Origin of the sequence: Pseudomonas sp. F8002, assembly GCF_013385495.1 — a bacterium.
GTDB lineage: Bacteria > Pseudomonadota > Gammaproteobacteria > Pseudomonadales > Pseudomonadaceae > Aquipseudomonas.
Genome location: NZ_JACAPW010000043.1, coordinates 14,726 through 40,454, shown reverse-complemented (window position 1 = coordinate 40,454; position 25,729 = coordinate 14,726). Strand labels below are relative to the sequence as shown.

The window sequence follows — 25,729 nt, the reverse complement described above, 5'->3', positions numbered from 1 at the left end:
AAAGGACGCGATTCTAGCAGGCTCGCGCCTGCAAGGCTAAAGAGAAGGGCGGATCAATTCGAGGCTGTGGTGCTGGCCGGCCAGATAATCGTCGATGCAGCGAATGATCAGCTCGCTGCGCCAGTCTTCGCGCAGGGCCATCAATTCGTCACGGGTCAGCCAGCGGGCGCGCAGAATACCGTCGTCCAGTGGGTAGTCCGGGTGGTGTTGCAGGGCCTTGGCGATGAAGCATACGCGCTGATAGGTCACGCCATTGCTGGGAGCGGTGTACAGGTAAATCCCGACAATCCCGGTGGCTTCGACGTCCCAGCCGGTCTCTTCGAGGGTTTCGCGCACGGCGGCCTCGGTCAGGGTTTCGTTCGGGTCGAGGTGGCCGGCGGGCTGGTTGAGCACGGCGCGGCCGCCCTTGAGTTCTTCGACCATCAGGAAGCGGCCGTTGTCTTCGACGATGGTGGCGACAGTAATGTGGGGGAGCCAGGTCATGGGAGAGTCTCGAGAAATCAGAGAAACATCATACAGGGGCGCCCGCCGAGAGCGCCCCTGTCGGTTACTTCGCGGCCTTGGTGATCGCGTCGAAGGCGACCATGTCATCAATCACTTCACCGCCGGTGGCTTTGGTTTGCGCTTGCCATACGACGATCACCACGTTCTGCGTGGGATTGATGTAGACAAACTGCCCGAAAATGCCGGCAGCCGTGAAGGCCTTGTCCGCCTTCGAGGCGGCGGTCCAGGCGGGCCACCACATGGAGGCAAAGTCGCCGTACGCCGGGTCGGTGCCGGTGGTGGCGCTGGCGAAGCTCATCCAGCCCTGGGGCAGGACCTGTTTGTCGCCGGCTTTGCCGCCGCTGAGTACGAACTGTCCGAAGCGCCCGTAATCTTCCAGCGTTGCACTGATGCCGCTGCCGCCGACTTCGTTGCCATTGGGGCCATCGAGCCACCAGTTGGCGTCGGTTTGCATGCCGTAGGGCGCCCAGATCTTCTCGCTCAGGTATTGCGCAAGTGGCTTGCCCGTGGCGGCGCTGACCAGTTGGCCCAGCACTTGGGTCTCGCCGGTACTGTAGTTGGTGCGGGTGCCGGGCGGCGCGGCGCTGGGCAGGCTGGCCATGAACTTGAGGGCGGAGCCGGGCACCTGTTCGGTTTGCAGCTTGAGCATCATGCGCCGGTCTGACATCGGGTCGGCGTATTTCTCACTCCATTTGACCCCGGAGCGCATCGCCAGGACCTGGCGTACGGTGGCCTGGTCGTAACCACTGCCGGCGAGTGCGGGCAGGTATTGGGTGACTTTGTCATCCAGGCTTTTGATCGAGCCGTCCTGCAGCGCGGCGCCCACGAGGGTCGAGGTGATCGACTTGGCCACCGACATCGACATCCACCGGGTGTCCGGCGTGTTGCCTTTTTCGTAGCGTTCAGTAACGACCTGGCCGTTCTTGATCACCAGCAGGCCTGTTACCCGGTTGAGGGCGACGTAGTCGTCGAGGCTGTAGCGTTTGCCTTCATAGTCGAAGGCCACTGGCCCCAGCGGTTGGCTGCTGTGCGGCAGTGGAAACGGGTGGCCACCGGCCTTGATGGTGCGTACCGGGAACAGGCGATCAATGTTGCGGAAGGTGCTGACAGCGTCGGGTTCACTGAGTTTGCCGTCGTACATGGTCTGTACGTCGCCGATCGGTTCCTGGGCGTGGGGGTAGGGACTTGAAGTGCCTGCGCAGGCCGTCAGCAGGGCCAGGACCGAGGAGCAGGTCAGCGCCTGTAGGAGGTTTCTTGGCATGGGAACGTCCTTATTTATTGTTCTTTGAGGGTTGGAACAATAAGAAGACAAAGCAAGGACTGCGCCCGTTCCTGAAAAACAGGCAAAAAAAATCCGGAATCCTTTCGAATTCCGGATTTTCCTGTCGCACGAGGATCAGTCAGCGATCCTCGTGCGGCGGCACCTCAAGGCATCACACCAGCGCAGCGATTGCCGCGTTGAGGGTGGCGCTTGGGCGCATGGCCTTGCTGGTCAGCTCGGCGTTCGGTGCGTAGTAGCCACCGATGTCCACTGGCTTGCCCTGGACAGCGTTGAGCTCGGCAACGATGGTTGCCTCATTCGCGGTCAGGGTCTTGGCCAGTTCGCCAAACTGCGCTTGCAGTGCAGTGTCTTCGGTCTGGGCCGCCAGGGCTTGAGCCCAGTACAGCGCCAGGTAGAAGTGGCTGCCGCGGTTGTCGATGTTGCCGACTTTGCGCGATGGCGACTTGTTGTTGTCGAGGAACTGGCCGGTGGCCTGGTCCAGGGTCTTGGACAGCACCAGGGCTTTCGGGTTGTTGTACGTCACACCCAAATGCTCGAGGGATGCGGCCAGGGCCAGGAACTCGCCCAGGGAATCCCAGCGCAGGAAGTTCTCTTCAACCAGTTGCTGCACGTGCTTCGGAGCCGAGCCGCCAGCGCCGGTTTCGAACAGGCCGCCACCGTTCATCAGCGGCACGATCGACAGCATCTTGGCGCTGGTGCCCAGTTCCATGATCGGGAACAGGTCGGTCAGGTAGTCGCGCAGAACGTTGCCGGTCACCGAGATGGTGTCCAGGCCCTTGCGGGTGCGCTCCAGGGTGAACTTCATCGCGTCGACTGGCGACATGATGCGGATGTCCAGGCCTTCGGTGTTGTGGTCTTTCAGGTAAGCCTGAACTTTCTCGACCACGACGCCGTCGTGCGCGCGCTGTGGGTCCAGCCAGAAGATGGCCGGGGTGTTGCTGGCGCGGGCGCGGTTGACGGCCAGTTTGACCCAGTCCTGGATCGGCGCGTCTTTGGTCTGGCACATGCGGAAGATGTCGCCGGCTTCAACAGCCTGTTCCATCAGCAGGTTGCCCTTGCTGTCGGTGACGCGGACTACGCCGTCAGCCTTGATCTGGAAGGTCTTGTCGTGGGAGCCGTACTCTTCGGCTTTTTTCGCCATCAGGCCAACGTTTGGCACGCTGCCCATGGTGGTTGGGTCGAAGGCGCCATTGGCCTTGCAGTCTTCGATGACTGCCTGGTAGATAGTGGCGTAGCAGCGATCCGGGATCACAGCCTTGGTGTCGTGCAGCTGGCCGTCGGTGCCCCACATCTTGCCGGAGTCACGGATCATGGCAGGCATCGAGGCGTCGACGATGACGTCGCTCGGCACGTGCAGGTTGGTGATGCCTTTGTCGGAGTTGACCATCGCCAGGGAAGGGCGAGCAGCGTATACCGCCTGGATGTCGGCTTCGATCTGCGCTTGCTGATCGGCCGGCAGGGCCTTGATGCGAGCGTACAGGTCGCCGATGCCGTTGTTCAGGTTGAAGCCGATCTGCTCCAGCACCACAGCGTGCTTGGCCAGTGCGTCTTTATAGAACTCGGCAACGATCTGGCCGAACATGATCGGGTCGGAAACCTTCATCATGGTGGCTTTCAGGTGAACCGACAGCAGCACGCCTTGTTTCTTGGCGTCTTCGATTTCAGCGGCGATGAAGCTGCGCAGGGCTTTCTTGCTCAGCACGGCGGTGTCGATGATCTCGCCAGCTTGTACGCTGGTTTTTTCCTTCAGGACGGTAGCGGTACCGTCCTTGGCGATCAGTTCGATCTTGACGGCATCAGCGCCCTCGATCTGAACGGCTTTCTCGCTGCCGTAGAAGTCGCCGTTGCTCATGTGGGCAACGTGGGACTTGGAGTCGGCAGCCCAGGCGCCCATTTTGTGCGGGTGCTTGCGAGCGTAGTTCTTGACCGACAGCGGGGCGCGGCGGTCGGAGTTGCCTTCGCGCAGTACCGGGTTCACGGCGCTGCCCTTGACCTTGTCGTAACGTGCACGGGTTTCTTTTTCCGCGTCGGTGGTTACGGTTTCCGGGTAGTCCGGCAGGGCGTAGCCCTGGGCCTGCAGTTCCTTGATCGCAGCTTGCAGCTGAGGGGTCGAGGCACTGATGTTCGGCAGCTTGATGATGTTGGCTTCAGGGGTAACGGCCAGGTCGCCCAGTTCGGCGAGGTGGTCCGGCACGGCCTTGGCGCCCAGTTGCTCGGGGAAGCTTGCGAGGATGCGCGCGGCCAGGGAAATGTCGCGGGTTTCCACGGCAATATCAGCGGAAGCGGTGAAGGCCTCTACGATAGGCAGCAGTGAATAGGTGGCGAGGGCTGGTGCTTCGTCGGTGAAGGTGTAGATGATCTTCGAGCGGGTGGGCATATTCGGATTAACTCTCTTCTTTGCTGAAAGCATGCGCAGAAACTCGAGATGCGCCGGGTAAAGCGCGTTCGTTCAAAGTCATCCATGAGCGAAATGTCGAAGTTTCTTCGCGGTGATGTTGGGTTGCATCAGTCGAGCGTCAAGCGGGTGAGCTACTGTAGTAGCTCGGCTTTTCTGGCGGAGGGCGTCTGTCTAGAGCGGTCGGCCGTCGTGACTCTTTGGTCAGCGGCGGCATTATACATAGGTCGCTATGCTTACGCCGAGCCTTCATACAAAAGGTGTGTCGTCCATTGGTCTAAAGGTCGCAGGCAGCGGGTTGCGCCTAAAGTCGCATGATGTGCTCAAGATTGGCGCTTTTCCCTTTGCTTTCAAGCTTGTAGGCCGCTAAATGTGCTGTTTTCGACGCAAATGTGCAGGGCCTGAGGTTTCAGTCCTCATTTATCTGGAGTAGGCTCGAACGCAGCCAGATGTTCAATCCATAGATGGAGTTCAGCATGGGATACAAGAAGATTCAGGTTCCGGCAGTCGGCGACAAAATCACCGTCAATGCAGACCATTCTCTCAATGTTCCTGACAACCCGATCATCCCCTTCATCGAGGGTGACGGTATTGGCGTCGACATCAGCCCGGTGATGATCAAGGTGGTCGATGCAGCTGTTAACAAGGCTTATGGCGGCAAGCGCAAAATCTCCTGGATGGAGGTGTATGCCGGCGAAAAGGCCACCCAGGTTTACGACCAGGACACCTGGCTGCCCCAGGAAACCCTGGATGCGGTCAAGGACTACGTGGTTTCCATCAAGGGTCCGCTGACCACCCCAGTCGGTGGCGGTATCCGTTCGCTGAACGTGGCCCTGCGCCAACAGCTCGACCTTTACGTGTGCCTGCGCCCGGTGCGCTGGTTCGAAGGCGTGCCAAGCCCGGTCAAGAAGCCAGGCGATGTGGACATGACCATCTTCCGCGAGAACTCCGAGGATATTTACGCCGGCATCGAGTGGAAAGCCGGCTCCCCGGAAGCGATCAAGGTCATCAAGTTCCTGAAGGAAGAGATGGGCGTCACCAAGATCCGTTTCGACCAGAACTGCGGGATCGGCATCAAGCCGGTGTCCCTGGAAGGCACCAAGCGCCTGGCGCGCAAGGCCTTGCAGTATGTCGTGGATAACGACCGCGACTCGCTGACCATTGTGCACAAAGGCAACATCATGAAGTTCACCGAAGGTGCCTTCAAGGAATGGGCCTACGAAGTGGCGGCCGAAGAGTTCGGTGCGACCCTGTTGGATGGCGGCCCGTGGATGCAATTCAAGAACCCGCGCACCGGCAAGAATGTGGTGGTCAAGGACGCCATTGCCGACGCCATGCTCCAGCAGATCCTGCTGCGCCCGGCCGAATACGACGTGATCGCCACCCTTAATCTTAACGGTGACTATCTGTCCGACGCCCTGGCGGCGGAAGTGGGCGGTATCGGTATTGCGCCGGGTGCCAACCTGTCCGACACCGTGGCGATGTTCGAAGCCACCCACGGTACTGCGCCGAAGTATGCCGGCAAGGACCAGGTCAACCCGGGTTCGCTGATCCTGTCGGCGGAAATGATGTTGCGCCACATGGGCTGGACCGAAGCGGCCGACCTGATCATCAAGGGCACCAACGGCGCAATTTCGGCCAAGACGGTGACCTATGACTTCCACCGCTTGATGGACGGCGCCAAGTTGCTGTCGTCGTCGGCGTTCGGGGATGCGCTGATTTCGCATATGTAAGCTGATACAGGGGCGTAAAAAAACCGGCCTGATGGGCCGGTTTTTTTTAGAGCGTTTGCTCAGTGGCTGATCAGGCCAGCTGTCTTTTTGATTTTTGAGCGACGCCCTCTTTGGGGGTAGTGGCGCTGACTGGAGCGCTGATATTCACTGCGTGCAAGCCCTTGGGTCCCTGAATGATGTCGAAGGAAACCGGTTGCCCTGCCTTTAGTGTCTTGTAGCCATCCATTTGGATAGCCGAGTAATGCGCAAATAGGTCGTCAGTCTTGTCGTCTTCGTTGATGAAGCCGTAACCCTTGGCATTGTTGAACCACTTGACCTTACCGCTCGCCATGCCCATATCCCTCTGCACCAGACTCCATCACTGGAGTATCATCCAGTTTATCCGTCCTAACCCGAATAAATAAGGTTGACTGCGCGGACCTTTTTTACCCACTGTGGGTTCTATTGGTTGTAACACTGATTTGCCGATAGTCAAGGCGACCAGTCGGTCAGAGTTGAAATTCTGACAGGTCGCCCCCACCACTGTATTTGAACCACTGACGAACCTTTCTTTCCATGCATGCAATCAGCCAGATTCGACTAACATTCAATCAGGATCGCCCGACTCTCCATAAGGATCATCCGGATGGTCAAGAAGACGACGACGGTTCTGCAGGCATTGCTGTCCAGGAGGCCAAGCCTGCTTTACAGGCGCCGCCGATGTACAAGGTGGTTTTGTTCAATGATGACTACACACCGATGGATTTCGTCGTCGAAGTGCTCGAGGTGTTTTTTAACCTGAACCGCGAGTTGGCGACCAAGGTAATGCTGGCCGTTCACACAGAAGGACGGGCAGTATGTGGAGTGTTTACCCGCGACATCGCCGAGACAAAGGCCATGCAGGTCAACCAGTACGCCAGGGAAAGCCAGCATCCGCTACTCTGTGAAATCGAGAAGGACGGTTAACTCCGACCACTTGGGTATGAGGTGAAGCTATGTTAAACCGCGAGCTCGAAGTCACCCTCAATCTTGCCTTCAAGGAGGCCCGTTCGAAGCGTCATGAATTCATGACCGTCGAACACCTGCTGCTGGCACTTTTGGATAACGAAGCTGCCGCCACCGTACTGCGTGCGTGTGGTGCCAATCTCGACAAACTCAAGCATGACCTGCAGGAGTTTATCGACTCCACCACGCCGTTGATCCCCGTTCATGACGAGGACCGCGAGACCCAGCCAACCCTGGGCTTCCAGCGGGTACTGCAGCGTGCCGTTTTCCACGTACAGAGCTCCGGCAAGCGCGAAGTCACAGGGGCCAATGTGCTCGTGGCGATCTTCAGCGAGCAGGAAAGCCAGGCTGTGTTCCTGCTCAAGCAGCAAAGCGTTGCCCGTATTGATGTCGTCAACTACATCGCCCATGGCATTTCCAAGGTGCCAGGGCATGGCGATCACTCGGAAGGTGAGCAGGATATGCAGGATGACGAGGGCGGTGAGTCTTCTTCTTCGAGCAACCCGCTGGACGCTTATGCCAGCAACCTCAACGAACTGGCGCGCCAGGGGCGGATCGATCCGCTGGTAGGGCGTGAGCTGGAAGTTGAGCGCGTGGCGCAGATCCTGGCGCGTCGCCGCAAGAACAACCCGTTGTTGGTCGGTGAGGCAGGCGTGGGTAAAACCGCGATTGCCGAAGGCCTGGCCAAACGCATTGTTGATAACCAGGTGCCCGACCTGCTGGCCAACAGCGTCGTCTACTCCCTTGACCTGGGCGCATTGCTCGCCGGGACCAAGTACCGTGGCGATTTCGAGAAGCGCTTCAAGGCGTTGCTCGGCGAGTTGAAAAAACGCCCGCAGGCGATCCTGTTCATTGACGAAATCCACACCATCATCGGTGCCGGTGCGGCTTCCGGTGGCGTGATGGATGCGTCGAACCTGCTCAAGCCGCTGCTGTCTTCGGGCGATATCCGTTGCATCGGTTCGACCACGTTCCAGGAATTCCGCGGGATCTTCGAAAAAGACCGCGCCCTGGCGCGCCGCTTCCAGAAAGTGGATGTGTCCGAGCCTTCGGTAGAAGACACCATTGGCATCCTGCGCGGGCTCAAGGGGCGCTTTGAAGCGCACCATGGCATCGAGTACACCGATGAGGCGCTGCGTGCAGCCGCCGAGCTGGCATCGCGCTACATCAATGACCGGCACATGCCGGACAAGGCCATCGACGTGATCGACGAGGCGGGTGCCTACCAGCGCCTGCAGCCGGTGGAGAAGCGTGTGAAACGCATCGACGTGCCTCAGGTCGAGGATATCGTGGCGAAGATCGCGCGGATTCCGCCAAAACACGTCAACACCTCCGATCGGGAGCTGCTGCGTAACCTGGAGCGCGACCTCAAGCTGACCGTGTTTGGTCAGGATGCGGCGATCGACTCGCTGTCCACCGCGATCAAGCTGTCCCGCGCTGGCCTCAAGTCGCCGGACAAGCCGGTCGGTTCGTTCCTGTTCGCCGGGCCTACCGGCGTCGGCAAGACCGAAGCGGCGCGGCAATTGGCCAAGGCCATGGGGATCGAGCTGGTGCGTTTCGACATGTCCGAGTACATGGAGCGTCACACCGTGTCGCGCCTGATCGGTGCGCCTCCGGGCTATGTCGGCTTCGACCAGGGCGGCCTGTTGACCGAGGCGATCACCAAGCAGCCACATTGCGTACTGCTGCTCGATGAAATCGAGAAGGCGCACCCGGAAGTCTTCAACCTGCTGTTGCAGGTCATGGACCACGGCACCCTGACCGACAACAACGGGCGCAAGGCGGACTTCCGCAACGTGATCGTGATCATGACCACCAACGCCGGTGCCGAAACGGCCGCGCGGGCTTCCATTGGCTTTACTCATCAGGATCACTCTTCCGACGCCATGGAAGTGATCAAGAAGAGTTTCACGCCGGAATTCCGCAACCGCCTGGACACCATCATTCAGTTTGGTCGCCTCAGCCATGAGGTCATCAAAAGCGTGGTGGACAAGTTCCTCACCGAGCTCCAGGCGCAGTTGGAAGACAAGCGCGTGCAGCTGGAAGTCTCGGACGCGGCGCGCAACTGGCTGGCGGAAGGTGGCTACGACGCGGCAATGGGCGCTCGGCCAATGGCTCGCCTGATCCAGGACAAGATCAAGCGCCCACTGGCGGAAGAGATCCTGTTTGGCGAACTGGCAGACCATGGTGGCGTGGTGCATATCGATCTGAAGGACGGCGAGTTGACCTTCGACTTCGAAACCACGGCTGAAATGGCCTGATAGCTGACGCAACAAAACAAAAAGGCGCCGAGAGGCGCCTTTTTGCTGTCTTGAAACCGATGCAGATCAAATGTGGGAGCGGGCTTGCTCGCGAATGCGGTGTGCCAGTCGACACAGTCAGTGACTGATATGCCGCATTCGCGAGCAAGCCCGCTCCCACAAGGGATTGCTGGTTTCAGGTAAATCGCGCACACACAAAAACGCCCGGCATAACCGGGCGTCTTGTATTGACTTGATTAACGGGCGCGGTAAGTGATGCGCCCTTTGCTCAGGTCATAGGGCGTCAGTTCGACGCGCACTTTGTCACCGGTAAGAATACGAATGTAGTTCTTGCGCATCTTGCCGGAGATATGCGCGGTTACGACGTGCCCATTTTCCAACTCCACACGAAACATGGTGTTGGGCAGGGTGTCGACGACAGTGCCTTCCATTTCGAAGCTGTCTTCTTTCGACATGCAGTAAAGCCCTCGGTATCCAGTGAATGGCCCGGTGCAACTGCGCCAGGCAAAAGCGGCGTGCATTGTGCCCGAAAAAGGGTGTTTAAGCCAAGAGGTTCTAGTTCAACGTGACCCATCTTTGGTTAATTAGCAGCTCAATGGGCCGATATTGGGTCTTGTAGTTCATCTTTTTGCAGTTTTTTATCCAGTATCCGAGGTACACCGCCTCCAATTCCAGGCGCAAGGCTTCACCGATCTGCCACAGGATCGCAAAGCGTCCCAGGCTGCGCCGTTCCTCGGCGGGCTCATAAAAGGTGTAGACCGCCGACAGGCCATTGGGCAGCAGGTCGGTCACGGCGACCGCCACCAGTCGTCCCTCGAGCCGAAACTCATAGAAGCGCGAGAAGGGCAGGTCGCGCACCAGGAAGGTGGAAAACTGGTCGCGGCTGGGCGGGAACATGTCGCCGTCGGCGTGGCGCTGTTCGATGTAGCGTTGGTAAAGGTCGAAATATTCTTCGCTGAAGCCGGGTTTGGTGGCGGTAACGGTCAGGTCGGCGTTGCGCTTCAGGATGCGTTTCTGGTTGCGGTCCGGCAGGAACTGCGCCACCGGGATGCGCGCCGGTACGCAGGCGTTGCAGTTCTGGCAGTGCGGCCGGTAAAGGTGGTCGCCGCTGCGCCGGAAGCCCATTTCCGACAAATCGGCATACACATGCACGTCCATCGGCTGGCTGGGGTCGAGGAACAGCGTGGTGGCCTGCTCATCGGGCAGATAGCTGCATGAGTGGGGTTGAGTGGCATAAAACTTCAAACGCGCCAGCTCGGTCATGATCAACCCTCGGATAAGCTTTGAAATAAGTGTAAGCCAGGTGCGGGGAAGTCGCCTAGGAAACCCACGGAGCAGAGCTGGTTTGGTCCAAATGGTCGCGCAGGTAGTTGGCGAAGTCGCTGCGGGGAATGGCGCGGGCGCCGAGGCTGTGCAGGTGATCGGTGGGCATCTGGCAGTCGATCAGCACAAAGCCCCAGGCCTGTAGTTGCCGAACCAGGGTGGCAAAGCCGTATTTCGAGGCGTTGTCGGCGCGACTGAACATGGACTCGCCGAAAAACAACTGGCCCATCGCCAGGCCGTACAGGCCACCCACCAGTTCGCCCGCGTCCCACACCTCCACCGAATGCGCATAACCGCGCTGGTGCAGTTGCAGGTAGGCGTTCTGCATGGCTTCGGTGATCCAGGTGCCATCGGCATAACTGCGCGGCGCCGCGCACGCCTGGATAACCGCAGCGAAGTCCTGGTCGAAGGTCACTGTGTAACGCTGCTGGCGCAACAATTTGCCGAGGCTGCGGGAAACGTGCAGCTCATCGGGGAACAGTACGGTGCGTGGGTCGGGCGACCACCAGAGGATGGGCTGGCCTTCCGAGAACCAGGGAAAGCAGCCGTGGCGGTAGGCCTGGATCAGGCGGTCGGCCGACAGGTCGCCACCGGCCGCGAGCAGGCCATTGGGTTCGCGCATGGCCTTGGCCAGCGGTGGGAAGGTCAGGGTGTTGCGTTGTAACCAGGTCAGCATGGCATCCAGGCTTACGGAAGGGGAGGGCGGTAACGGCGATGTTGTCCGTTGCAAGAGCTGTGATTATTGTCGACGAAACGCTCTGGGGCTACCCCGAACATGGGATCGGTGCAGATAAGCATGAACGGGTGTTTCTGCAACTCTATGCCGGGGGCGTGGTCGTAATCGCGTACGTCGGTCGGCAAGCTAGCCTGGATTGGCAAAAACAGCTCATAAGCCTTTGTCAGTAAAGACAATGCATGCTCAAATTGAACGTTATGAAATTGAACATTGGCTATGCTGTGTAACGTAGGGCCAAGTGCGTGGCATCGCGCACACAAACCCGTACAATGCGGCCATTGGGGCGTTATCGCCGTTTCATGAATCAGTAGCAGGGTGTTAAAAGTAGCTCCACTGGCACTCGTTCATTTTTTACCTGCCCGGATTGGGCAGTGTTTTGCAGTCATTCAACAGATGGACGCGCTAAAGGCGCAGGAAAAGACCCGTTTTGAAGAAATCCGCCGCAACACCTAAAGCCGCAGTCGTGCCCGCCTGGCGCCAGCACCTGCACTACCGACTCAAGGAAGGTGCACTGATCGCCATCGGCGCGCTGTGCCTGTTCCTGATGATGGCCTTGCTCACCTATGGCAAGGACGATCCAGGCTGGAGCCACAACAGCAAGATCGAAGACGTGCAGAACTTCGGTGGTCCGGCCGGCTCCTACAGCGCCGACATCCTGTTCATGGTGCTGGGTTACTTCGCTTACATCTTCCCGTTGCTGCTGGCCATCAAGACCTGGCAGATCTTCCGCCAGCGTCACGAGCCGTGGCAATGGAGCGGCTGGCTGTTCTCCTGGCGCCTGATCGGCCTGGTGTTCCTGGTGTTGTCCGGCGCGGCCCTGGCCCATATCCATTTCCACGCACCTACCGGTCTGCCGGCCGGTGCCGGCGGCGCTCTGGGCGAAAGCCTCGGCGACCTGGCCCGCAGGACCCTGAACATCCAGGGCAGCACCCTGATGTTCATCGCGCTGTTCCTGTTCGGCCTCACCGTGTTTACCGACCTGTCCTGGTTCAAGGTCATGGACGTGACCGGCAAGATCACCCTCGACCTGCTCGAACTGTTCCAGGGCGCCGCCAATCGCTGGTGGTCGGCCCGGGTGGACCGCAAACGCATGGTTGCGCAACTGCGCGAGGTGGATACCCGCGTCAACGAGGTGGTGGCCCCGAGCACGCCGGACCGGCGTGAGCAGGCCAAGGTCAAGGAACGCCTGATCGAACGCGAGCAGGCCCTGACCAAGCACATGTCGGACCGCGAGAAGCAAGTGCCGCCGGTGATCGCCCCTGCGCCGCCGAAGGCCCCCGAGCCGAGCCACCGCGTGCAGAAAGAGAAACAGGCGCCGTTGTTTGTCGACAGCGCCGTGGAAGGCACCTTGCCGCCGATCTCGATTCTTGATCCTGCGGAAAAGAAACAGCTCAATTATTCCCCTGAATCCCTGGCGGCCGTCGGCCACCTGCTGGAAATCAAGCTCAAGGAATTCGGCGTCGAAGTCTCGGTGGATTCGATCCACCCGGGCCCGGTGATTACCCGCTACGAAATCCAGCCGGCTGCCGGCGTCAAGGTCAGCCGCATTTCCAACCTGGCCAAGGATCTGGCGCGTTCGCTGGCCGTGACCAGCGTGCGAGTGGTGGAAGTAATTCCGGGCAAGACCACCGTCGGTATCGAGATTCCCAACGAAGACCGGCAGATCGTGCGCTTCTCCGAAGTGCTGTCGACCCCGGAATACGACAACTTCAAGTCGCCGGTCACCCTGGCCCTGGGCCACGACATCGGCGGCAAGCCGGTGATCACCGACCTGGCGAAAATGCCTCACTTGCTGGTTGCCGGTACCACCGGTTCCGGTAAGTCGGTGGGTGTGAATGCGATGATCCTGTCGATCCTGTTCAAGTCGGGCCCGGATGACGCCAAGCTGATCATGATCGACCCGAAAATGCTTGAGCTGTCGATCTACGAAGGCATTCCACACCTGTTGTGCCCGGTGGTGACCGACATGAAGGATGCGGCCAACGCCCTGCGCTGGAGCGTTGCCGAGATGGAACGGCGCTACAAGCTGATGGCGAAGATGGGCGTGCGTAACCTGTCGGGCTTCAACGCCAAGGTCAAGGAAGCCCAGGACGCCGGCACGCCGCTGACCGACCCGTTGTACAAGCGCGAAAGCATCCACGACGAAGCGCCGCTGTTGACCAAATTGCCGACCATCGTGGTGGTGGTCGACGAATTTGCCGACATGATGATGATCGTCGGCAAGAAGGTCGAAGAACTGATCGCCCGTATCGCCCAGAAGGCGCGGGCCGCCGGGATCCACTTGATCCTCGCGACCCAGCGTCCGTCGGTGGACGTGATCACCGGCCTGATCAAGGCCAACATCCCGACCCGCATGGCGTTCCAGGTGTCGAGCAAGATCGATTCCCGGACCATCATCGACCAGGGCGGCGCCGAGCAACTGCTGGGCCACGGTGACATGCTCTACATGCCGCCGGGCACCAGTTTGCCGATCCGTGTCCACGGCGCGTTCGTCTCCGACGATGAGGTGCACCGTGTGGTGGAAGCCTGGAAGCTGCGTGGCGCCCCGGAATACAACGACGACATCCTCGCCGGCGTCGAAGAGGCCGGCAGCGGCTTCGACGGTGGCAGCGGCGGTGGCGACGATGATGCCGAGACCGATGCGCTCTACGACGAAGCGGTGCAGTTCGTGCTTGAAAGCCGCCGCGCCTCGATCTCCGCCGTACAGCGCAAGCTGAAGATTGGCTACAACCGCGCTGCCCGCATGATCGAAGCCATGGAAATGGCCGGCGTGGTCACCTCGATGAACACCAACGGCTCGCGCGAAGTGATTGCGCCAGCGCAGATGCGTGACTGATTACGTGCCGCGTGGCAACACGCGGCACGCCTTGCAACCGAATCTAAGAGGACTCCCATGCGTCTTATCCGCATGCTGTTGTTGCCTGCATTGGCCCTGACTGCTGTTTCGGCTCATGCTGACCCGGCTTCCGTCGCCAGCCTGAAAAACCTGTTGGACAAATCCCAGACCCTGACCGCGCGCTTCTCCCAGCTCACGCTGGATGCCGGTGGCACCCAGTTGCAGGAAACCGCCGGCGAGATGGCTGTGCAGCGCCCAGGGCTGTTCTACTGGCACACAGAAGGCAAGGCCGAGCAGACCATCGTCTCTGACGGCCAAAAAGTCACCCTGTGGGACCCGGACCTGGAGCAGGCGACCATCAAGAAGCTCGACCCGCGCCTGAACCAGACGCCAGCGCTGTTGCTGTCGGGCGATGTGTCGAAGATCAACGACAGCTTCGACATTACCTCCAAGCATACCAGCAACGTGATTGAATTCACCCTTAAGCCGAAATCCAAGGACACGCTCTTTGACACGCTGTCCCTGTCGTTTGGCAACGGCGTGATCAACAACATGCGCCTGGTTGACAGCGTCGGCCAGCGCACCGACATCCTGTTCTCCGGGGTCAAGGCCAACCAGCCGGTACCGGCATCCAAGTTCAAGTTCGACATCCCGAAGGGTGCCGACGTGATCCAGGAATAAACTGCCCAGAGGTTTCAAACGCTGCCCATGGACCTGTTTCGAAGTGACCCGATTGCTCAGCCTCTGGCGGCGCGCCTGCGCTCGACCAACCTGGACGAGTACGTCGGGCAGGAACACCTGCTCGCCCGCGGCAAGCCTTTGCGCGAGGCCCTTGAGCAGGGTGCGCTGCACTCGATGATTTTCTGGGGGCCGCCGGGCGTGGGTAAAACCACCCTGGCGCGGCTCCTGGCAAAAGTCTCGGATGCACACTTCGAGACGGTCTCGGCGGTGCTGGCCGGGGTCAAGGAGATCCGCCAGGCGGTGGAAGTCGCCAAGCAGCAGGCCGGGCAGTACGGCAAGCGCACCATCCTGTTCGTCGACGAAGTGCATCGCTTCAACAAGTCGCAGCAGGATGCGTTCTTGCCGTATGTCGAAGACGGCACGCTGATCTTTATTGGTGCCACCACCGAAAACCCGTCTTTTGAACTGAACAATGCCTTGCTGTCCCGGGCGCGTGTCTATGTGCTCAAGAGCCTCGATGAGGCCGCGATGCAGAAGCTCTTGCAGCGTGCGCTGAACGAAGACAAGGGCCTGGGCAAGCGCCAGTTGAGTGTCAGTGAGGAAGGCTTCAAGATCCTGCTGACTGCTGCGGATGGCGACGGTCGACGTTTTCTCAATCTGCTGGAGAACGCTTCCGACCTGGCCGAGGATGGCAGCGAAATCGGCGTCGACTTGCTGCAGAGCCTGTTGGGCGACACCCGGCGGCGTTTCGACAAGGGCGGCGAAGCGTTCTACGACCAGATTTCCGCGCTGCACAAGTCTGTGCGCGGCTCAAACCCAGACGGCGCGCTGTACTGGTTTGCGCGGATGATCGACGGCGGTTGCGACCCGCTGTACCTCGCCCGGCGCGTGGTGCGCATGGCCAGCGAAGATATCGGCAATGCCGACCCGCGTGCGCTGAGCCTGTGCCTGGCCGCCTGGGAAGTGCAGGAACGCCTGGGCAGCCCGGAAGGCGAGTTGGCGGTGGCCCAGGCCATCACCTATCTGGCCTGCGCACCGAAGAGCAACGCGGTGTACATGGGCTTCAAGTCCGCCCTGCGTGCTGCCGCCGAGCATGGTTCCCTGGAAGTGCCGCTGCACTTGCGCAATGCGCCGACCAAGCTGATGAAGCAACTCGGCTACGGCGATGAATACCGCTACGCCCACGATGAGCCGGACGCCTATGCGGCTGGCGAAGATTACTTCCCGGATGACCTTGAGCCGCAGCCGTTTTACCAGCCGGTGCCCCGCGGCCTGGAGCTGAAGATCGGCGAAAAGCTCAATCACCTTGCCCAACTTGACCGGCTCAGTCCGAAACAGCGGAGAAAGTAGTGCTCAGAACGATTCTTGCCGTGTCCGTAGCCGGCATCGCTGGTACATTATTGCGTTTCGCCACCAGCACCTGGGTCAGCGCCAATTGGCCGAAGCATTTTTATGCGGCGACCCTGGCGGTCAACCTGGTGGGCTGTTTGATCATCGGCTTGTTGTACGGGTGGTTTCTGCTTCGCCCGGAAGTGCCGATTGAGATTCGTGCCGGCTTGATTGTCGGTTTTGTAGGCGGTCTGACGACCTTTTCATCCTTTTCACTGGACACGCTACGCCTGCTGGAAAGCGGGCAGGCACCGGTCGCCTTCGGGTACCTGGCCATCAGCGTGTTCGGCGGGCTGCTCGCCACCTGGGCTGGCCTGTCCTTGACCAAACTTTGATAAACGAGAGACCGACATGCTCGATTCCAAACTGTTACGTAGCAACCTTCAGGACGTAGCGGACCGCCTGGCATCCCGTGGCTTTGCCTTGGATGTTGCGCGCATCGAAGCGCTGGAAGAACAGCGCAAGACCGTCCAGACCCGCACCGAAGCACTGCAGGCTGAGCGTAATGCGCGTTCCAAATCCATCGGTCAGGCCAAGCAGCGCGGCGAAGACATCGCGCCGTTGATGGCGGACGTCGAGCGTATGGCTGGCGAGTTGGCTTCCGGCAAAGTCGAGCTGGACGTTATCCAGACCGAACTGGACTCGATCCTGCTGGGCATCCCGAACCTGCCGCACGAATCCGTGCCAATCGGCGAAGACGAAGACGGCAACGTCGAAGTCCGTCGCTGGGGCACGCCAAAAACCTTCGATTTCGAGATCAAGGACCACGTCGCCCTGGGCGAACTGACCGGTGGCCTGGACTTCGAAACGGCGGCCAAAATGTCCGGCGCGCGCTTTGCCTTGCTGCGTGGCCCGATCGCACGCATGCACCGCGCCCTGGCACAGTTCATGATCAACCTGCACACCGGCGAGCACGGCTACGAAGAGGCTTACACCCCGTACCTGGTCCAGGCTCCGGCGCTGATGGGCACCAGCCAGCTGCCGAAATTCGAGGAAGACCTGTTCAAGATCAGCCGCGATGGCGAAGCCGACTTGTACCTGATCCCGACCGCCGAAGTGTCGCTGACCAATATCGTGGCCGGGGAAATCCTCGACGCCAAGCAGTTGCCGATCAAGTTTGTCGCCCACTCGCCGTGCTTTCGCAGCGAAGCCGGTGCATCGGGCCGCGACACCCGCGGCATGATTCGCCAGCACCAGTTCGACAAGGTCGAGATGGTGCAGGTTGTCGAGCCGTCGACTTCCATGGAAGCGCTGGAAGGCCTGACCGCCAACGCCGAACGCGTCCTGCAACTGCTGGAGCTGCCGTACCGCGTTCTGGCCCTGTGCACCGGCGACATGGGTTTCAGCGCCGTGAAGACTTACGACCTGGAAGTGTGGGTGCCGAGCCAGGACAAATACCGCGAGATTTCGTCGTGCTCCAACTGCGGTGATTTCCAGGCCCGTCGCATGCAGGCGCGTTTCCGTAACCCGGAAACCGGCAAGCCCGAGCTGGTCCACACCCTCAACGGTTCGGGCCTGGCAGTAGGCCGCACCCTGGTGGCCGTGCTGGAAAACTACCAGCAGGCTGACGGTTCGATCCGCGTGCCTGAAGTGCTCAAGCCGTACATGGCGGGCGTTGAGGTCATCGGCTAAATGGAATTTCTGCCGCTGTTTCATAACCTGCGCGGCAGTCGTGTGTTGGTCGTCGGTGGCGGGGAAATTGCCTTGCGCAAATCCCGGCTGCTGGCCGACGCCGGCGCGTTGTTGCGGGTGGTTGCTCCCCAGATTGAAGACCAGTTGCGTGAACTGGTGCAGGGCAGTGGCGGTGAACTGATTTTGCGTGGTTATCAGGAGGCCGACCTCGACGGTTGCACCCTGATCATCGCGGCGACCGACGACGAGCCGCTGAACGCGCAAGTGTCCAGCGATGCCCGGCGTCGTTGCGTACCGGTCAATGTGGTGGATGCGCCGGCCTTGTGCAGCGTGATCTTTCCGGCGATTGTCGACCGTTCGCCGTTGGTGATCGCAGTGTCCAGCGGCGGCGATGCGCCGGTGCTGGCACGGCTGATCCGCGCCAAGCTGGAAACCTGGATTCCGTCGACTTATGGCCAGTTGGCCGGGTTGGCGGCGCGGTTTCGCAGCCAGGTCAAAGGCTTGTTCCCGGATGTGCAGCAACGTCGCGCGTTCTGGGAAGATGTCTTCCAGGGCCCGATTGCTGATCGGCAACTGGCCGGGCAGGGCGATGAAGCCGAGCGTCTGCTGGTGGAGAAAATCAACGGCGCGCCGCCGCACGCACCGGGCGAAGTCTACCTGGTGGGCGCAGGCCCGGGTGATCCGGACCTGCTGACGTTCCGCGCCTTGCGCTTGATGCAACAGGCCGACGTGGTGCTGTACGACCGCCTGGTGGCGCCGGCGATTCTTGAATTGTGCCGTCGCGATGCCGAGCGGGTGTATGTCGGCAAGCGTCGCGCCGACCATGCGGTGCCGCAGGACCAGATCAACCAGCAACTGGTGGACCTGGCCAGGCAAGGCAAGCGCGTGCTGCGGCTCAAGGGGGGCGACCCGTTCATCTTTGGGCGTGGCGGTGAAGAGATCGAAGAGCTGGCGGCCCATGGCATCCCGTTCCAGGTGGTGCCGGGTATTACCGCGGCCAGCGGTTGCGCGGCGTATGCCGGTATTCCGCTGACCCACCGCGACTATGCGCAATCGGTTCGCTTCATTACCGGGCACTTGAAGGACGGGACTTCGGACCTGCCGTGGAGTGACCTGGTGGGCCCTTCGCAGACCCTGGTGTTCTACATGGGCTTGATCGGGTTGCCGATCATCTGCGAACAGCTGATCAAGCATGGTCGTTCGGCGGATACGCCGGCGGCGTTGATCCAGCAGGGCACCACGTCCAACCAGCGGGTGTTTACCGGCACCCTGGCTGACCTGCCACGCATGGTGGCGGAACATGAGGTTCATGCGCCGACACTGGTGATTGTGGGAGAAGTGGTGCAGTTGCGTGAGAAGCTGAAGTGGTTTGAAGGCGCTCAGTCGCAAGTCTGACACGTCTCCTGTGGCGAGGGAGCTTGCTCCCGCTGGAGTGCGAAGCGCTCCCAGGATTTTGGGGCCGCTGCGCAGCCCAGCGGGAGCAAGCTCCCTCGCCACAGGGTTTGTCAGCTCAAGATGCCTTTTCCGCTCAGTCTCGCGCGGTCATGCTCCGCCTCAAACGTCTGCAACGGCCCCTTCGGCACAATCCCCGTCGGATTAATCGTGCGGTGACTGGCGTAGTAATGCCCCTTGATGTGAGCAAAATCCACCGTCTCGGCAATCCCCGGCCACTGATACAACTCCCTTAGCCAGTTCGACAGGTTCGGATAATCCGCAATTCGCCGCAGGTTGCATTTGAAGTGGCTGTAGTACACCGCATCAAACCGAATCGCCGTGGTGAAAAGCCTTACATCGGCTTCAGTCAGGTATTCTCCCGCCAGGTAACGATGCTCACCCAAGTGCTGCTCAAGGTGATCCAGTTCGGCAAACACATCATCAAATGCGGCCTCATAAGCCTTTTGTGACGTGGCAAAGCCTGCGCGGTACACACCGTTGTTCACGGCGGGATAGATTCGATCGTTCAGTGCATCAATGGTCGAGCGCTGGGCTTCGGGATAGAAATCCAGTTGATTGCCGGTCAGTTCATTAAACGCACTGTTGAACATGCGAATAATCTCCGCCGACTCATTGCTGACAATCCGCTTGAGCTTCTTGTCCCACAACACCGGCACTGTGACCCGCCCGGTGTAGCTGGCGGTGTCGGCGGTGTAGCGTTGGTGCATGAAGGTGAAGTCGTCAAGCTTGTCGCCGCTGGAGCCATGGGCCTTGTCGAAGGTCCAGCCGTTTTCCAGCATCAGCCAACTGACCACCGACACGTCGATCAGGCTTTCCAAGCCTTTGAGCTTGCGCAGGATCAATGTGCGGTGCGCCCAGGGGCAGGCGAGGGATACGTATAAATGGTAGCGACCGGCTTCAGCCGCGAAACCGCCTTCGCCGGTCGGGCCGGGTTCACCATCGGCGGTCACCCAGTTGCGGCGTTGCGCCTGCTCCCGTTGGAAGGCGCCGTCTGCGCTACTTTCGTACCACTGGTCATGCCAGCGTCCTTCGATCAGCAAACCCATGACTGACTCCTTGGCTAATAAGCGTTGGAGTGCAGTCTAAAGGTCTGAGTTCGAACAAAAAGCGCAAAGGCTGGGGGTTAATGATCGACTAAATCGATTTGTCCCGGGCATCCCAGTACTGCTGGGCCAGTTCGAACGCCTGTTCCCGCGGGTGGCCGAGGCCGCGCAAGGCCAGGGCCATGGTGGCGATCAGTGCCAGTTGCGGGTAGCTATCCTGCACCTCACCGCGCCATAGCGCCTTCAAATGCTCGGGCTCCAGGGCCGCAGGCTTGACGTGGCGCTGGGCGGAGAGGGCGGGCCACTCTTCATCCCAGCTTTCGCCGCCGGTAGTGCCGTACAGGTGGCTGATGGTGTCCGGGTTGATCTCGATCTCGCCGCCGTCGCCCTTGATCACGATGGTGTTGTCGCCAAGCAGGCCGCTGGCATCGCGGTGTACGCCCTGGTAGCCCGGGTGGAAGATGCTTTGCAGGCCGCAGCGGGCGCTCAACGGGTTGAGGATGCGCGCCAGTGAATGGATCGGCGAGCGCAGGCCCAGGGTGTTGCGCAGGTCGATCATGCGCTGCAGTTGCGGCGCCCAGTCCCCCAGGGGAATAAACGCCAGGTTGCCCTGTTCAAGGGCCGCTTCCACCTGTTGCCAATTGCGGCACAACGGAATCTGCAAGCCATCCAGCAACTGCTCGGTGTAGAGCCGGCCTGCCGTATGCGCGCCGCCGCCGTGCATCAGGATACGCACGCCGTTCTGTGCCAGGCACTTGGCTGCCAGCAGGTACCACGGCAGGTGGCGTTTTTTACCGGCGTAGGTCGGCCAGTCGACATCCACATTGAGCGACGGTGCATTCAGGCGCTCGCGCACGGCTTCGGTGAAACCGGCGAGTTCCTCCGGGCTTTCTTCCTTGTGCCGCAGCAGCATGAGGAAGGCGCCGAGCTGGGTGTCTTCGACCTTCTCGTCCAGCAACATGCCCATGGCTTCCCGGGCTTCCTCACGGGTGAGGTTGCGGGCGCCGCGCTTGCCTTTGCCGAGGATGCGCACGAACGGCGCGAACGGGTGCTCGGCAGGGGTTTCAGTGATCAACGGGGCAAAATCAGTCATAAGCAATTCGTCGGCCTGGGCAGGCCCGCCAACTTGGCGGCGAGTTTGGCGGGAGTGCCTTTGAACAGTCGGTTGAGGTGCAGGCTGTTGCCCTTTTCCGGGCCCAGCTTCAAGGCGGTGTACTTGATCAGCGGGCGGGTGGCGGGCGACAGCTGGAATTCGGTATAAAAGCCGCGCAGCAGTTCGAGGATTTCCCAGTGTTCCGGGGTCAGCTCCAGCTCCTCGGTAGTGGCGAGGGCGTTGGCCACGTCGCTGGACCACTCGGTCAGGTCGACGAGGTAGCCGTCCTTGTCCAGTTCGAGGGTGCGTTCACCTACGGTCAAAGTGTTCATAGCCAGGTATTGACCTTGTCATAGTCGATCGACAGCTGGACGAACGCCGGGTAATCGACACTGCCGGCCCATTCAGGCACGGCGAGGTTACGCGCCTGGCTGTCTTCGGCCAGTACAAACACTTTCACGCCCCTGGCCTGCAGGGCCTGGCAAGGCGCGCTGGCGGGTTGCAGGGCATAGGCGCCGTCGCCGCACAGCAGGATCGCATCCTGGGTGCCACAGAGGCGCAGGCAGCTGTCTAGCCGGCTGTCGGTAAAAGGCGAGTGGGATACCACATGCAAGGTCGACATCAGAGGGTAATCACCTGGTCGTAACGGTCAATCATCTGTGAAATTTGTTCACTGCTCAGCGGCTGTGCGTTGCCGGAGGTGGCCAGCCCGCGCACGGCGAGGCTATGGCTGCAGGCAAACACCTCTTCGACGCCAAATAATTCCAGGGCCTGGAGGTTGGCGCTCAGGTCTTTCTGTTGCACGGCCCTGGCGTCCTGGCTCGCGGCCAGTTGAAACACGCCGTCATCCAGAAACAACAGGCCAATCGGCAAATCAAACGCGCCGCCAGCCAATACGATATCCAGCGCTTCACGGGCGCTGGGGCCGGACCACGGCGCCTGTCGGCTGATCACCAGCAAGGATTTCGACATGTCACGGCCCTCCGAAGCAGATCAAGCGGTCAGCGGACTGGGCGGCATCATGCAACTGCCCAAGCCCGGACAATGCCCAAGGCGCGTCCAGGTTCACCGCGCTGCGCTGATAACGGGTGGCCTCTTCGGCATTCAGCACGCCACGGCGCAGGGCCGCGGCGATGCACACCACGCCATCGAGTTGATGTTCGCTGACAAACTCGCGCCACTGGCGGGCGATATCCTGCTCATCCTGCGGCGCAACAATGTTAGTGGACGCGCTGTAGACGCCATCCTGATAAAAAAACAGCCGCACAATCTCATGCCCACCCGCCAGCGCCGCCTGGGCGAACAGCAAGGCACGGCGCGAGGAGGGCGCATGGGCGGCGGAAAAAAGCGCAATCGCGAACTTCATGGAACACTCTGAAGGCAAAACCTGTGGCAATGATAAGGCCGCAGGCAACAAAAAGCCCGCCGAAGCGGGCTTTTTGCATGCGGCTGCGATCAGTCGTCGCGGCCCATGATGCCGAAGATCTGCAACAGGCTGATAAACAGGTTGTAGATCGATACATACAGGCTGATGGTGGCCATGATGTAGTTACGCTCGCCACCCTGGATGATTGCGCTGGTCTGGAACAGGATGCAGGCCGAGGAGAACAGCACGAAACCGGCGCTGATCGCCAGTTGCAGGCCGCTGATCTGGAAGAACATGCCTGCCAGTACCGCAGCCAGCAACACGAAGAAACCGGCGGTGATGAAACCACCCAGGAAGCTCATGTCCTTGCGGGAAATCAGCACGTAGGCCGACAGGCCGCCAAATACCAGGGCAGTCATGGCAAATGCCGAGCTGACCACTTCCGCGCCGCCGGCCATGCCGAGGTAACGGTTAAGGATCGGGCCGAGGATAAAGCCCATGAAACCGGTCAGGGCAAACGCCGACACCAGGCCCCAGGCCGAGTCGCGCAGCTTGTTGGTCAGGAAGAACAGACCGTAGAAGCCGATCAGCACGACGAAGATATTCGGGTAGCCGACGCGCATTTGCTGGGCTACGAAGGCCATCACGCCGCTGAACGCGAGGGTGAGAGCGAGCAAGCCGTACGTATTGCGCAGGACGCGGCTAACTTCTAGCTGCTCAGCCTGCGCGTTTCCATTCACTGCGTAATTTTGTTCGCGCATGGCGACACTCCTTCAGTTTTGAAACATTCAGTCGCAAGGATCATAACAGACGCTCTGTAACAAGCTATGGCGAGAGTTTGACAGTGTGTTTCATTCGGGTATTATGGCGCCCGCTGAGGCAGGATGAGCTACGCTAATCCTGTGTTGCACAAGGGAAATTGGCAGAGTGGTTGAATGCACCGGTCTTGAAAACCGGCGGACGTTAATAGCGTCTCCAGGGTTCGAATCCCTGGTTTCCCGCCAAGATTTACTCGAGAGCCCCGCTATTGCGGGGCTTTTGCGTTTCTGGGGTTCAGGAATACACCTCCAATCGTTAACGCATCATTTCAGGCAGTTTCCGCAACTCTGCAAAAAGTGGGCGTCAACGGGTAGGGTTCACGATCTCACCCACGCGCCGATAACCGTCTCGGTTATCAGTTCACGCTGGAGAAGTCAGGCACCCAAGCCGGGCGCGCCGGCTGGCGTGATTCGTTACTGAGAAAAGGCGCAATTACAGGTGGAAGTCGCCCGCAGCCTCCGGCTGGTAAAGCACTTTCTTGATCTCAATCCGGCGGGTCCGATCAGCAATTCGCCAGTCGATGGCGTCTCCCTCCTGATAGCCAAGGATGGCGGTGCCTATGTCGGAATACACGGAATGCTTTGCTGCGTTGCTGTCCGCGTCTTCAGGGTAGACCAAGGCCACTTCGAACTCTTCATCGTCCAGTTGCAGCAAGGCCCTGGAGTTCATCGTGATGACATTGCACGCCACCTGCTGCGGCTTGACGACAATGGCCCGCTCAAGCTCATGTTCGAGTTCAACAACCGCCGGGCCTTGCTCGAACGCGATCAGATCCTCGAGCCTGGCCTTGTCGATTTCAGTGATGTAGATCCTGGTGGAGTCGCCACCGGCGCCTTCGCGCAAGAACTGGAAATAGCTCGCAGCCGTCATGGAAAATGACGTCAATGTCGGCGTTTCGCTCTCCAGCATAAAGCCGCTGCGCAGAAAGGCTTTCAGCGAGCGCGAGTTGTCCGGGTGAATCTTGGCGATGAGCTTCTCGGCCCGCATGTCGAGGAAGGCCAGTTTCATGCCTTCGCGGATCGTGCTGGCGCCCAGGTTTCGGCCCCATTTGTCGCTGTCTCCGATGACCAGGACAATCTCGCAATTTGAGCCGGTCTTGATGAGACGGACAAAGCCCACCGGAGCGTCATGCCGGTCATAGGCCATAAAGAATCTGCCGCCCTGGTTGAATAGATGAGTCAGGATCGGCAACTGAGTCCGATCAATGACTTGCTCAATGGAGCGGGAGACATGACGCGAATCGCTCAGATAGCAGGTGATGCGTTCATCTTCTAACCAATCCACCAACGTCAGCGCGTGCGCCCGCGTAATTTCAGGGCACAGCGAAATGAAAGGCTTGTTCATCTTGACCACACTTGTTTGTAAAGGATTGAAGCCCTTCATGGATATGTCATGGCGGTTCTTCGGCAACCGGATATTTTAAGACATGCCGCGAGTAATGGCGAACATGCCAGAGAGTTCCAAGAAGCCACCGCTTGCTGAACCCGACCCAGGCAAGCACTCAAGAGAAAGGTGGGCTGACTGCGCATCGCAGCCTGAGGGCGGCCTGTCTATCCAACCGAGCAAGCCGTTCCCGGCTGGTACTCAAATGTAAAAATTTTTATCTGGCCTCTTGAAAATTTTCCCGGCGAACATAAATTTTCATCACGCGACGCCGAATGCGGGTCGCGCACTTAATCACTTGGATTTAATCAGGAGATTTTGAGATGGCTACTACCCTTTCCTTGGCCCCTTTGTTCCGTCAATCCGTGGGCTTCGATCGCTTCAATGACCTGTTTGAGTCGGCGCTTCGCAGCGAGGCTCCGAACACTTATCCGCCTCACAATGTGGAAAAGCACGGTGATGACGAATATCGCATTGTCATTGCTGTCGCTGGGCTTACTGAAGCGGATCTGGATATTCAGGTCGAGAAGGGCGTTTTGACAGTCGTTGGCGACAAGCGCGAAACCGAGAAAGCAGTCACTTATCTGCACCAGGGCATCGCGCAACGAGCATTTCGGCTGTCGTTCCGGCTGGCAGATCATATCGAGGTGCGCGGTGCTTCGATGAACAACGGGCTGTTAAGCATCGACTTGCTGCGCGTGGTTCCTGAAGAGGCCAAGCCCAAGCGCATCACGATTGGTAGCGGGAAAGAGCCCGAACTGCGTCAGGTTAGTTTGCAATAAGTCAGCGGTAACAAAAAAGGCGCTCTTGGTAG

Annotated in this window: 25 protein-coding genes and 1 tRNA gene; 11 read left to right on the top strand and 15 right to left on the bottom strand. The window is 59.9% G+C overall.

Annotated elements, in window-relative coordinates:
* Positions 1 to 36 precede the first annotated feature (36 nt).
* The 3 genes from HX811_RS28535 to HX811_RS28525 form a co-directional block, all read right to left on the bottom strand.
* Positions 37 to 483: an NUDIX hydrolase gene (locus tag HX811_RS28535; RefSeq protein ID WP_177048403.1), complete on the bottom strand. Its 447-nt coding sequence runs from the start codon at positions 481 to 483 to the stop codon at positions 37 to 39.
* A gap of 64 nt (positions 484 to 547) precedes the next feature.
* On the bottom strand, positions 548 to 1,765 hold the full coding sequence (locus HX811_RS28530; protein ID WP_177041783.1) for a serine hydrolase: 1,218 nt from the start codon (positions 1,763 to 1,765) through the stop codon (positions 548 to 550).
* Positions 1,766 to 1,937: 172 nt separating this feature from the next.
* Positions 1,938 to 4,163 (bottom strand): NADP-dependent isocitrate dehydrogenase, encoded by a 2,226-nt coding sequence (locus HX811_RS28525; protein WP_087693052.1) that lies wholly within the window; start codon positions 4,161 to 4,163, stop codon positions 1,938 to 1,940.
* Positions 4,164 to 4,657: 494 nt separating this feature from the next.
* On the opposite strand from HX811_RS28525, the gene icd reads away from it, so the two are divergent.
* Positions 4,658 to 5,914, top strand: a complete 1,257-nt coding sequence (gene icd, locus HX811_RS28520; RefSeq protein WP_003219599.1) for an NADP-dependent isocitrate dehydrogenase — start codon at positions 4,658 to 4,660, stop codon at positions 5,912 to 5,914.
* A 70-nt stretch (positions 5,915 to 5,984) separates the two neighbouring features.
* Here icd and cspD read toward each other — a convergent pair whose 3' ends face one another.
* Positions 5,985 to 6,245, bottom strand: coding sequence for a cold shock domain-containing protein CspD (gene cspD / locus HX811_RS28515; RefSeq protein ID WP_023658953.1), 261 nt, complete (start codon positions 6,243 to 6,245; stop codon positions 5,985 to 5,987).
* Positions 6,246 to 6,469: 224 nt separating this feature from the next.
* On the opposite strand from cspD, the gene clpS reads away from it, so the two are divergent.
* Positions 6,470 to 6,859, top strand: coding sequence for an ATP-dependent Clp protease adapter ClpS (clpS, locus tag HX811_RS28510; RefSeq protein ID WP_177048401.1), 390 nt, complete (start codon positions 6,470 to 6,472; stop codon positions 6,857 to 6,859).
* Positions 6,860 to 6,888: 29 nt separating this feature from the next.
* On the top strand, positions 6,889 to 9,159 hold the full coding sequence (gene clpA / locus HX811_RS28505) for an ATP-dependent Clp protease ATP-binding subunit ClpA (protein ID WP_003219606.1): 2,271 nt from the start codon (positions 6,889 to 6,891) through the stop codon (positions 9,157 to 9,159).
* A 236-nt stretch (positions 9,160 to 9,395) separates the two neighbouring features.
* Here the strand turns inward: clpA and infA are convergent, their stop codons facing one another.
* From infA to aat, 3 genes are all read right to left on the bottom strand, one after another.
* Positions 9,396 to 9,614 carry a translation initiation factor IF-1 gene (infA, locus tag HX811_RS28500; RefSeq protein WP_002553999.1) on the bottom strand — a complete coding sequence of 73 codons (219 nt, stop codon included), beginning with the start codon at positions 9,612 to 9,614 and terminating at the stop codon, positions 9,396 to 9,398.
* Between the two features lie 100 nt (positions 9,615 to 9,714).
* A complete protein-coding gene (locus HX811_RS28495) occupies positions 9,715 to 10,422 on the bottom strand; it encodes an arginyltransferase (RefSeq protein ID WP_003219609.1) in 708 nt (235 codons plus the stop codon).
* Positions 10,423 to 10,477: 55 nt separating this feature from the next.
* Positions 10,478 to 11,158 carry a leucyl/phenylalanyl-tRNA--protein transferase gene (aat, locus tag HX811_RS28490; RefSeq protein ID WP_003219611.1) on the bottom strand — a complete coding sequence of 227 codons (681 nt, stop codon included), beginning with the start codon at positions 11,156 to 11,158 and terminating at the stop codon, positions 10,478 to 10,480.
* A gap of 487 nt (positions 11,159 to 11,645) precedes the next feature.
* Here aat and ftsK point away from each other — a divergent pair, with 487 nt between their 5' ends.
* Genes ftsK through cysG form a run of 6 tightly spaced genes read left to right on the top strand, consistent with a single transcriptional unit; the run spans position 11,646 to position 19,151 of the window.
* Positions 11,646 to 14,054 (top strand): DNA translocase FtsK, encoded by a 2,409-nt coding sequence (gene ftsK, locus HX811_RS28485; protein WP_003219614.1) that lies wholly within the window; start codon positions 11,646 to 11,648, stop codon positions 14,052 to 14,054.
* Between the two features lie 57 nt (positions 14,055 to 14,111).
* Positions 14,112 to 14,735 (top strand): outer membrane lipoprotein chaperone LolA, encoded by a 624-nt coding sequence (gene lolA, locus HX811_RS28480; protein ID WP_177048398.1) that lies wholly within the window; start codon positions 14,112 to 14,114, stop codon positions 14,733 to 14,735.
* A gap of 27 nt (positions 14,736 to 14,762) precedes the next feature.
* Positions 14,763 to 16,085 carry a replication-associated recombination protein A gene (locus tag HX811_RS28475; RefSeq protein ID WP_003219616.1) on the top strand — a complete coding sequence of 441 codons (1,323 nt, stop codon included), beginning with the start codon at positions 14,763 to 14,765 and terminating at the stop codon, positions 16,083 to 16,085.
* The gene (gene crcB / locus HX811_RS28470; protein WP_008431560.1) at positions 16,085 to 16,459 is read left to right on the top strand and encodes a fluoride efflux transporter CrcB; all 375 of its coding nucleotides are present in this window, start codon (positions 16,085 to 16,087) and stop codon (positions 16,457 to 16,459) included. The genes HX811_RS28475 and crcB overlap by 1 nt, the downstream gene beginning before the upstream one ends.
* A 16-nt stretch (positions 16,460 to 16,475) precedes the next feature.
* The gene (gene serS, locus HX811_RS28465) at positions 16,476 to 17,756 is read left to right on the top strand and encodes a serine--tRNA ligase (protein WP_177048396.1); all 1,281 of its coding nucleotides are present in this window, start codon (positions 16,476 to 16,478) and stop codon (positions 17,754 to 17,756) included.
* Complete coding sequence (cysG, locus tag HX811_RS28460; protein WP_003219620.1) at positions 17,757 to 19,151, top strand: siroheme synthase CysG; 1,395 nt, start codon at positions 17,757 to 17,759, stop codon at positions 19,149 to 19,151. It abuts the gene before it with no gap.
* A gap of 110 nt (positions 19,152 to 19,261) precedes the next feature.
* Here the strand turns inward: cysG and HX811_RS28455 are convergent, their stop codons facing one another.
* The 7 genes from HX811_RS28455 to HX811_RS28425 form a co-directional block, all read right to left on the bottom strand.
* Entirely contained in the window at positions 19,262 to 20,257 is a 996-nt protein-coding gene (locus HX811_RS28455) for a glutathione S-transferase family protein (protein WP_102369436.1), read from the bottom strand.
* Between the two features lie 88 nt (positions 20,258 to 20,345).
* Positions 20,346 to 21,347 carry a glycosyl transferase family protein gene (locus HX811_RS28450; protein WP_008431554.1) on the bottom strand — a complete coding sequence of 334 codons (1,002 nt, stop codon included), beginning with the start codon at positions 21,345 to 21,347 and terminating at the stop codon, positions 20,346 to 20,348.
* Positions 21,344 to 21,679, bottom strand: coding sequence for a TusE/DsrC/DsvC family sulfur relay protein (locus HX811_RS28445; protein ID WP_177041787.1), 336 nt, complete (start codon positions 21,677 to 21,679; stop codon positions 21,344 to 21,346). Before HX811_RS28445 ends, HX811_RS28450 begins: the two co-directional genes overlap by 4 nt.
* Positions 21,676 to 21,969: a sulfurtransferase complex subunit TusB gene (gene tusB / locus HX811_RS28440; protein ID WP_003219628.1), complete on the bottom strand. Its 294-nt coding sequence runs from the start codon at positions 21,967 to 21,969 to the stop codon at positions 21,676 to 21,678. The genes HX811_RS28445 and tusB overlap by 4 nt, the downstream gene beginning before the upstream one ends.
* Positions 21,969 to 22,319, bottom strand: coding sequence for a sulfurtransferase complex subunit TusC (gene tusC / locus HX811_RS28435; RefSeq protein WP_087693046.1), 351 nt, complete (start codon positions 22,317 to 22,319; stop codon positions 21,969 to 21,971). The genes tusB and tusC overlap by 1 nt, the downstream gene beginning before the upstream one ends.
* A gap of 1 nt (position 22,320) precedes the next feature.
* Complete coding sequence (gene tusD / locus HX811_RS28430; RefSeq protein WP_003219632.1) at positions 22,321 to 22,713, bottom strand: sulfurtransferase complex subunit TusD; 393 nt, start codon at positions 22,711 to 22,713, stop codon at positions 22,321 to 22,323.
* An 89-nt stretch (positions 22,714 to 22,802) separates the two neighbouring features.
* Positions 22,803 to 23,474 carry a Bax inhibitor-1/YccA family protein gene (locus HX811_RS28425; RefSeq protein WP_003219636.1) on the bottom strand — a complete coding sequence of 224 codons (672 nt, stop codon included), beginning with the start codon at positions 23,472 to 23,474 and terminating at the stop codon, positions 22,803 to 22,805.
* A 152-nt stretch (positions 23,475 to 23,626) separates the two neighbouring features.
* On the opposite strand from HX811_RS28425, the gene HX811_RS28420 reads away from it, so the two are divergent.
* Positions 23,627 to 23,717, top strand: a tRNA-Ser gene (locus HX811_RS28420).
* A 247-nt stretch (positions 23,718 to 23,964) separates the two neighbouring features.
* Here the strand turns inward: HX811_RS28420 and HX811_RS28415 are convergent.
* Positions 23,965 to 24,876 carry a bifunctional GNAT family N-acetyltransferase/nucleoside diphosphate kinase regulator gene (locus tag HX811_RS28415; protein WP_008431545.1) on the bottom strand — a complete coding sequence of 304 codons (912 nt, stop codon included), beginning with the start codon at positions 24,874 to 24,876 and terminating at the stop codon, positions 23,965 to 23,967.
* Positions 24,877 to 25,238: 362 nt separating this feature from the next.
* On the opposite strand from HX811_RS28415, the gene HX811_RS28410 reads away from it, so the two are divergent.
* A complete protein-coding gene (locus tag HX811_RS28410; RefSeq protein WP_003219642.1) occupies positions 25,239 to 25,697 on the top strand; it encodes an Hsp20 family protein in 459 nt (152 codons plus the stop codon).
* Positions 25,698 to 25,729 lie beyond the last annotated feature (32 nt).

Coding starts and splice junctions, on each gene's coding strand:
- cspD (WP_023658953.1), bottom strand. CDS start 6,245: ATGGCGAGCGGTAAGGTCAAGTGGTTCAACAATGCCAAGGGTTACGGC.
- tusD (WP_003219632.1), bottom strand. CDS start 22,713: ATGAAGTTCGCGATTGCGCTTTTTTCCGCCGCCCATGCGCCCTCCTCG.
- HX811_RS28475 (WP_003219616.1), top strand. CDS start 14,763: ATGGACCTGTTTCGAAGTGACCCGATTGCTCAGCCTCTGGCGGCGCGC.
- lolA (WP_177048398.1), top strand. CDS start 14,112: ATGCGTCTTATCCGCATGCTGTTGTTGCCTGCATTGGCCCTGACTGCT.
- HX811_RS28445 (WP_177041787.1), bottom strand. CDS start 21,679: ATGAACACTTTGACCGTAGGTGAACGCACCCTCGAACTGGACAAGGAC.
- HX811_RS28535 (WP_177048403.1), bottom strand. CDS start 483: ATGACCTGGCTCCCCCACATTACTGTCGCCACCATCGTCGAAGACAAC.
- serS (WP_177048396.1), top strand. CDS start 16,476: ATGCTCGATTCCAAACTGTTACGTAGCAACCTTCAGGACGTAGCGGAC.
- icd (WP_003219599.1), top strand. CDS start 4,658: ATGGGATACAAGAAGATTCAGGTTCCGGCAGTCGGCGACAAAATCACC.
- HX811_RS28530 (WP_177041783.1), bottom strand. CDS start 1,765: ATGCCAAGAAACCTCCTACAGGCGCTGACCTGCTCCTCGGTCCTGGCC.
- clpA (WP_003219606.1), top strand. CDS start 6,889: ATGTTAAACCGCGAGCTCGAAGTCACCCTCAATCTTGCCTTCAAGGAG.
- tusC (WP_087693046.1), bottom strand. CDS start 22,319: ATGTCGAAATCCTTGCTGGTGATCAGCCGACAGGCGCCGTGGTCCGGC.
- cysG (WP_003219620.1), top strand. CDS start 17,757: ATGGAATTTCTGCCGCTGTTTCATAACCTGCGCGGCAGTCGTGTGTTG.
- aat (WP_003219611.1), bottom strand. CDS start 11,158: ATGCTGACCTGGTTACAACGCAACACCCTGACCTTCCCACCGCTGGCC.
- HX811_RS28525 (WP_087693052.1), bottom strand. CDS start 4,163: ATGCCCACCCGCTCGAAGATCATCTACACCTTCACCGACGAAGCACCA.
- clpS (WP_177048401.1), top strand. CDS start 6,470: ATGCATGCAATCAGCCAGATTCGACTAACATTCAATCAGGATCGCCCG.
- HX811_RS28450 (WP_008431554.1), bottom strand. CDS start 21,347: ATGACTGATTTTGCCCCGTTGATCACTGAAACCCCTGCCGAGCACCCG.
- HX811_RS28415 (WP_008431545.1), bottom strand. CDS start 24,876: ATGAACAAGCCTTTCATTTCGCTGTGCCCTGAAATTACGCGGGCGCAC.
- HX811_RS28410 (WP_003219642.1), top strand. CDS start 25,239: ATGGCTACTACCCTTTCCTTGGCCCCTTTGTTCCGTCAATCCGTGGGC.
- HX811_RS28425 (WP_003219636.1), bottom strand. CDS start 23,474: ATGCGCGAACAAAATTACGCAGTGAATGGAAACGCGCAGGCTGAGCAG.
- HX811_RS28455 (WP_102369436.1), bottom strand. CDS start 20,257: ATGGGTTTGCTGATCGAAGGACGCTGGCATGACCAGTGGTACGAAAGT.
- infA (WP_002553999.1), bottom strand. CDS start 9,614: ATGTCGAAAGAAGACAGCTTCGAAATGGAAGGCACTGTCGTCGACACC.
- tusB (WP_003219628.1), bottom strand. CDS start 21,969: ATGTCGACCTTGCATGTGGTATCCCACTCGCCTTTTACCGACAGCCGG.
- HX811_RS28495 (WP_003219609.1), bottom strand. CDS start 10,422: ATGACCGAGCTGGCGCGTTTGAAGTTTTATGCCACTCAACCCCACTCA.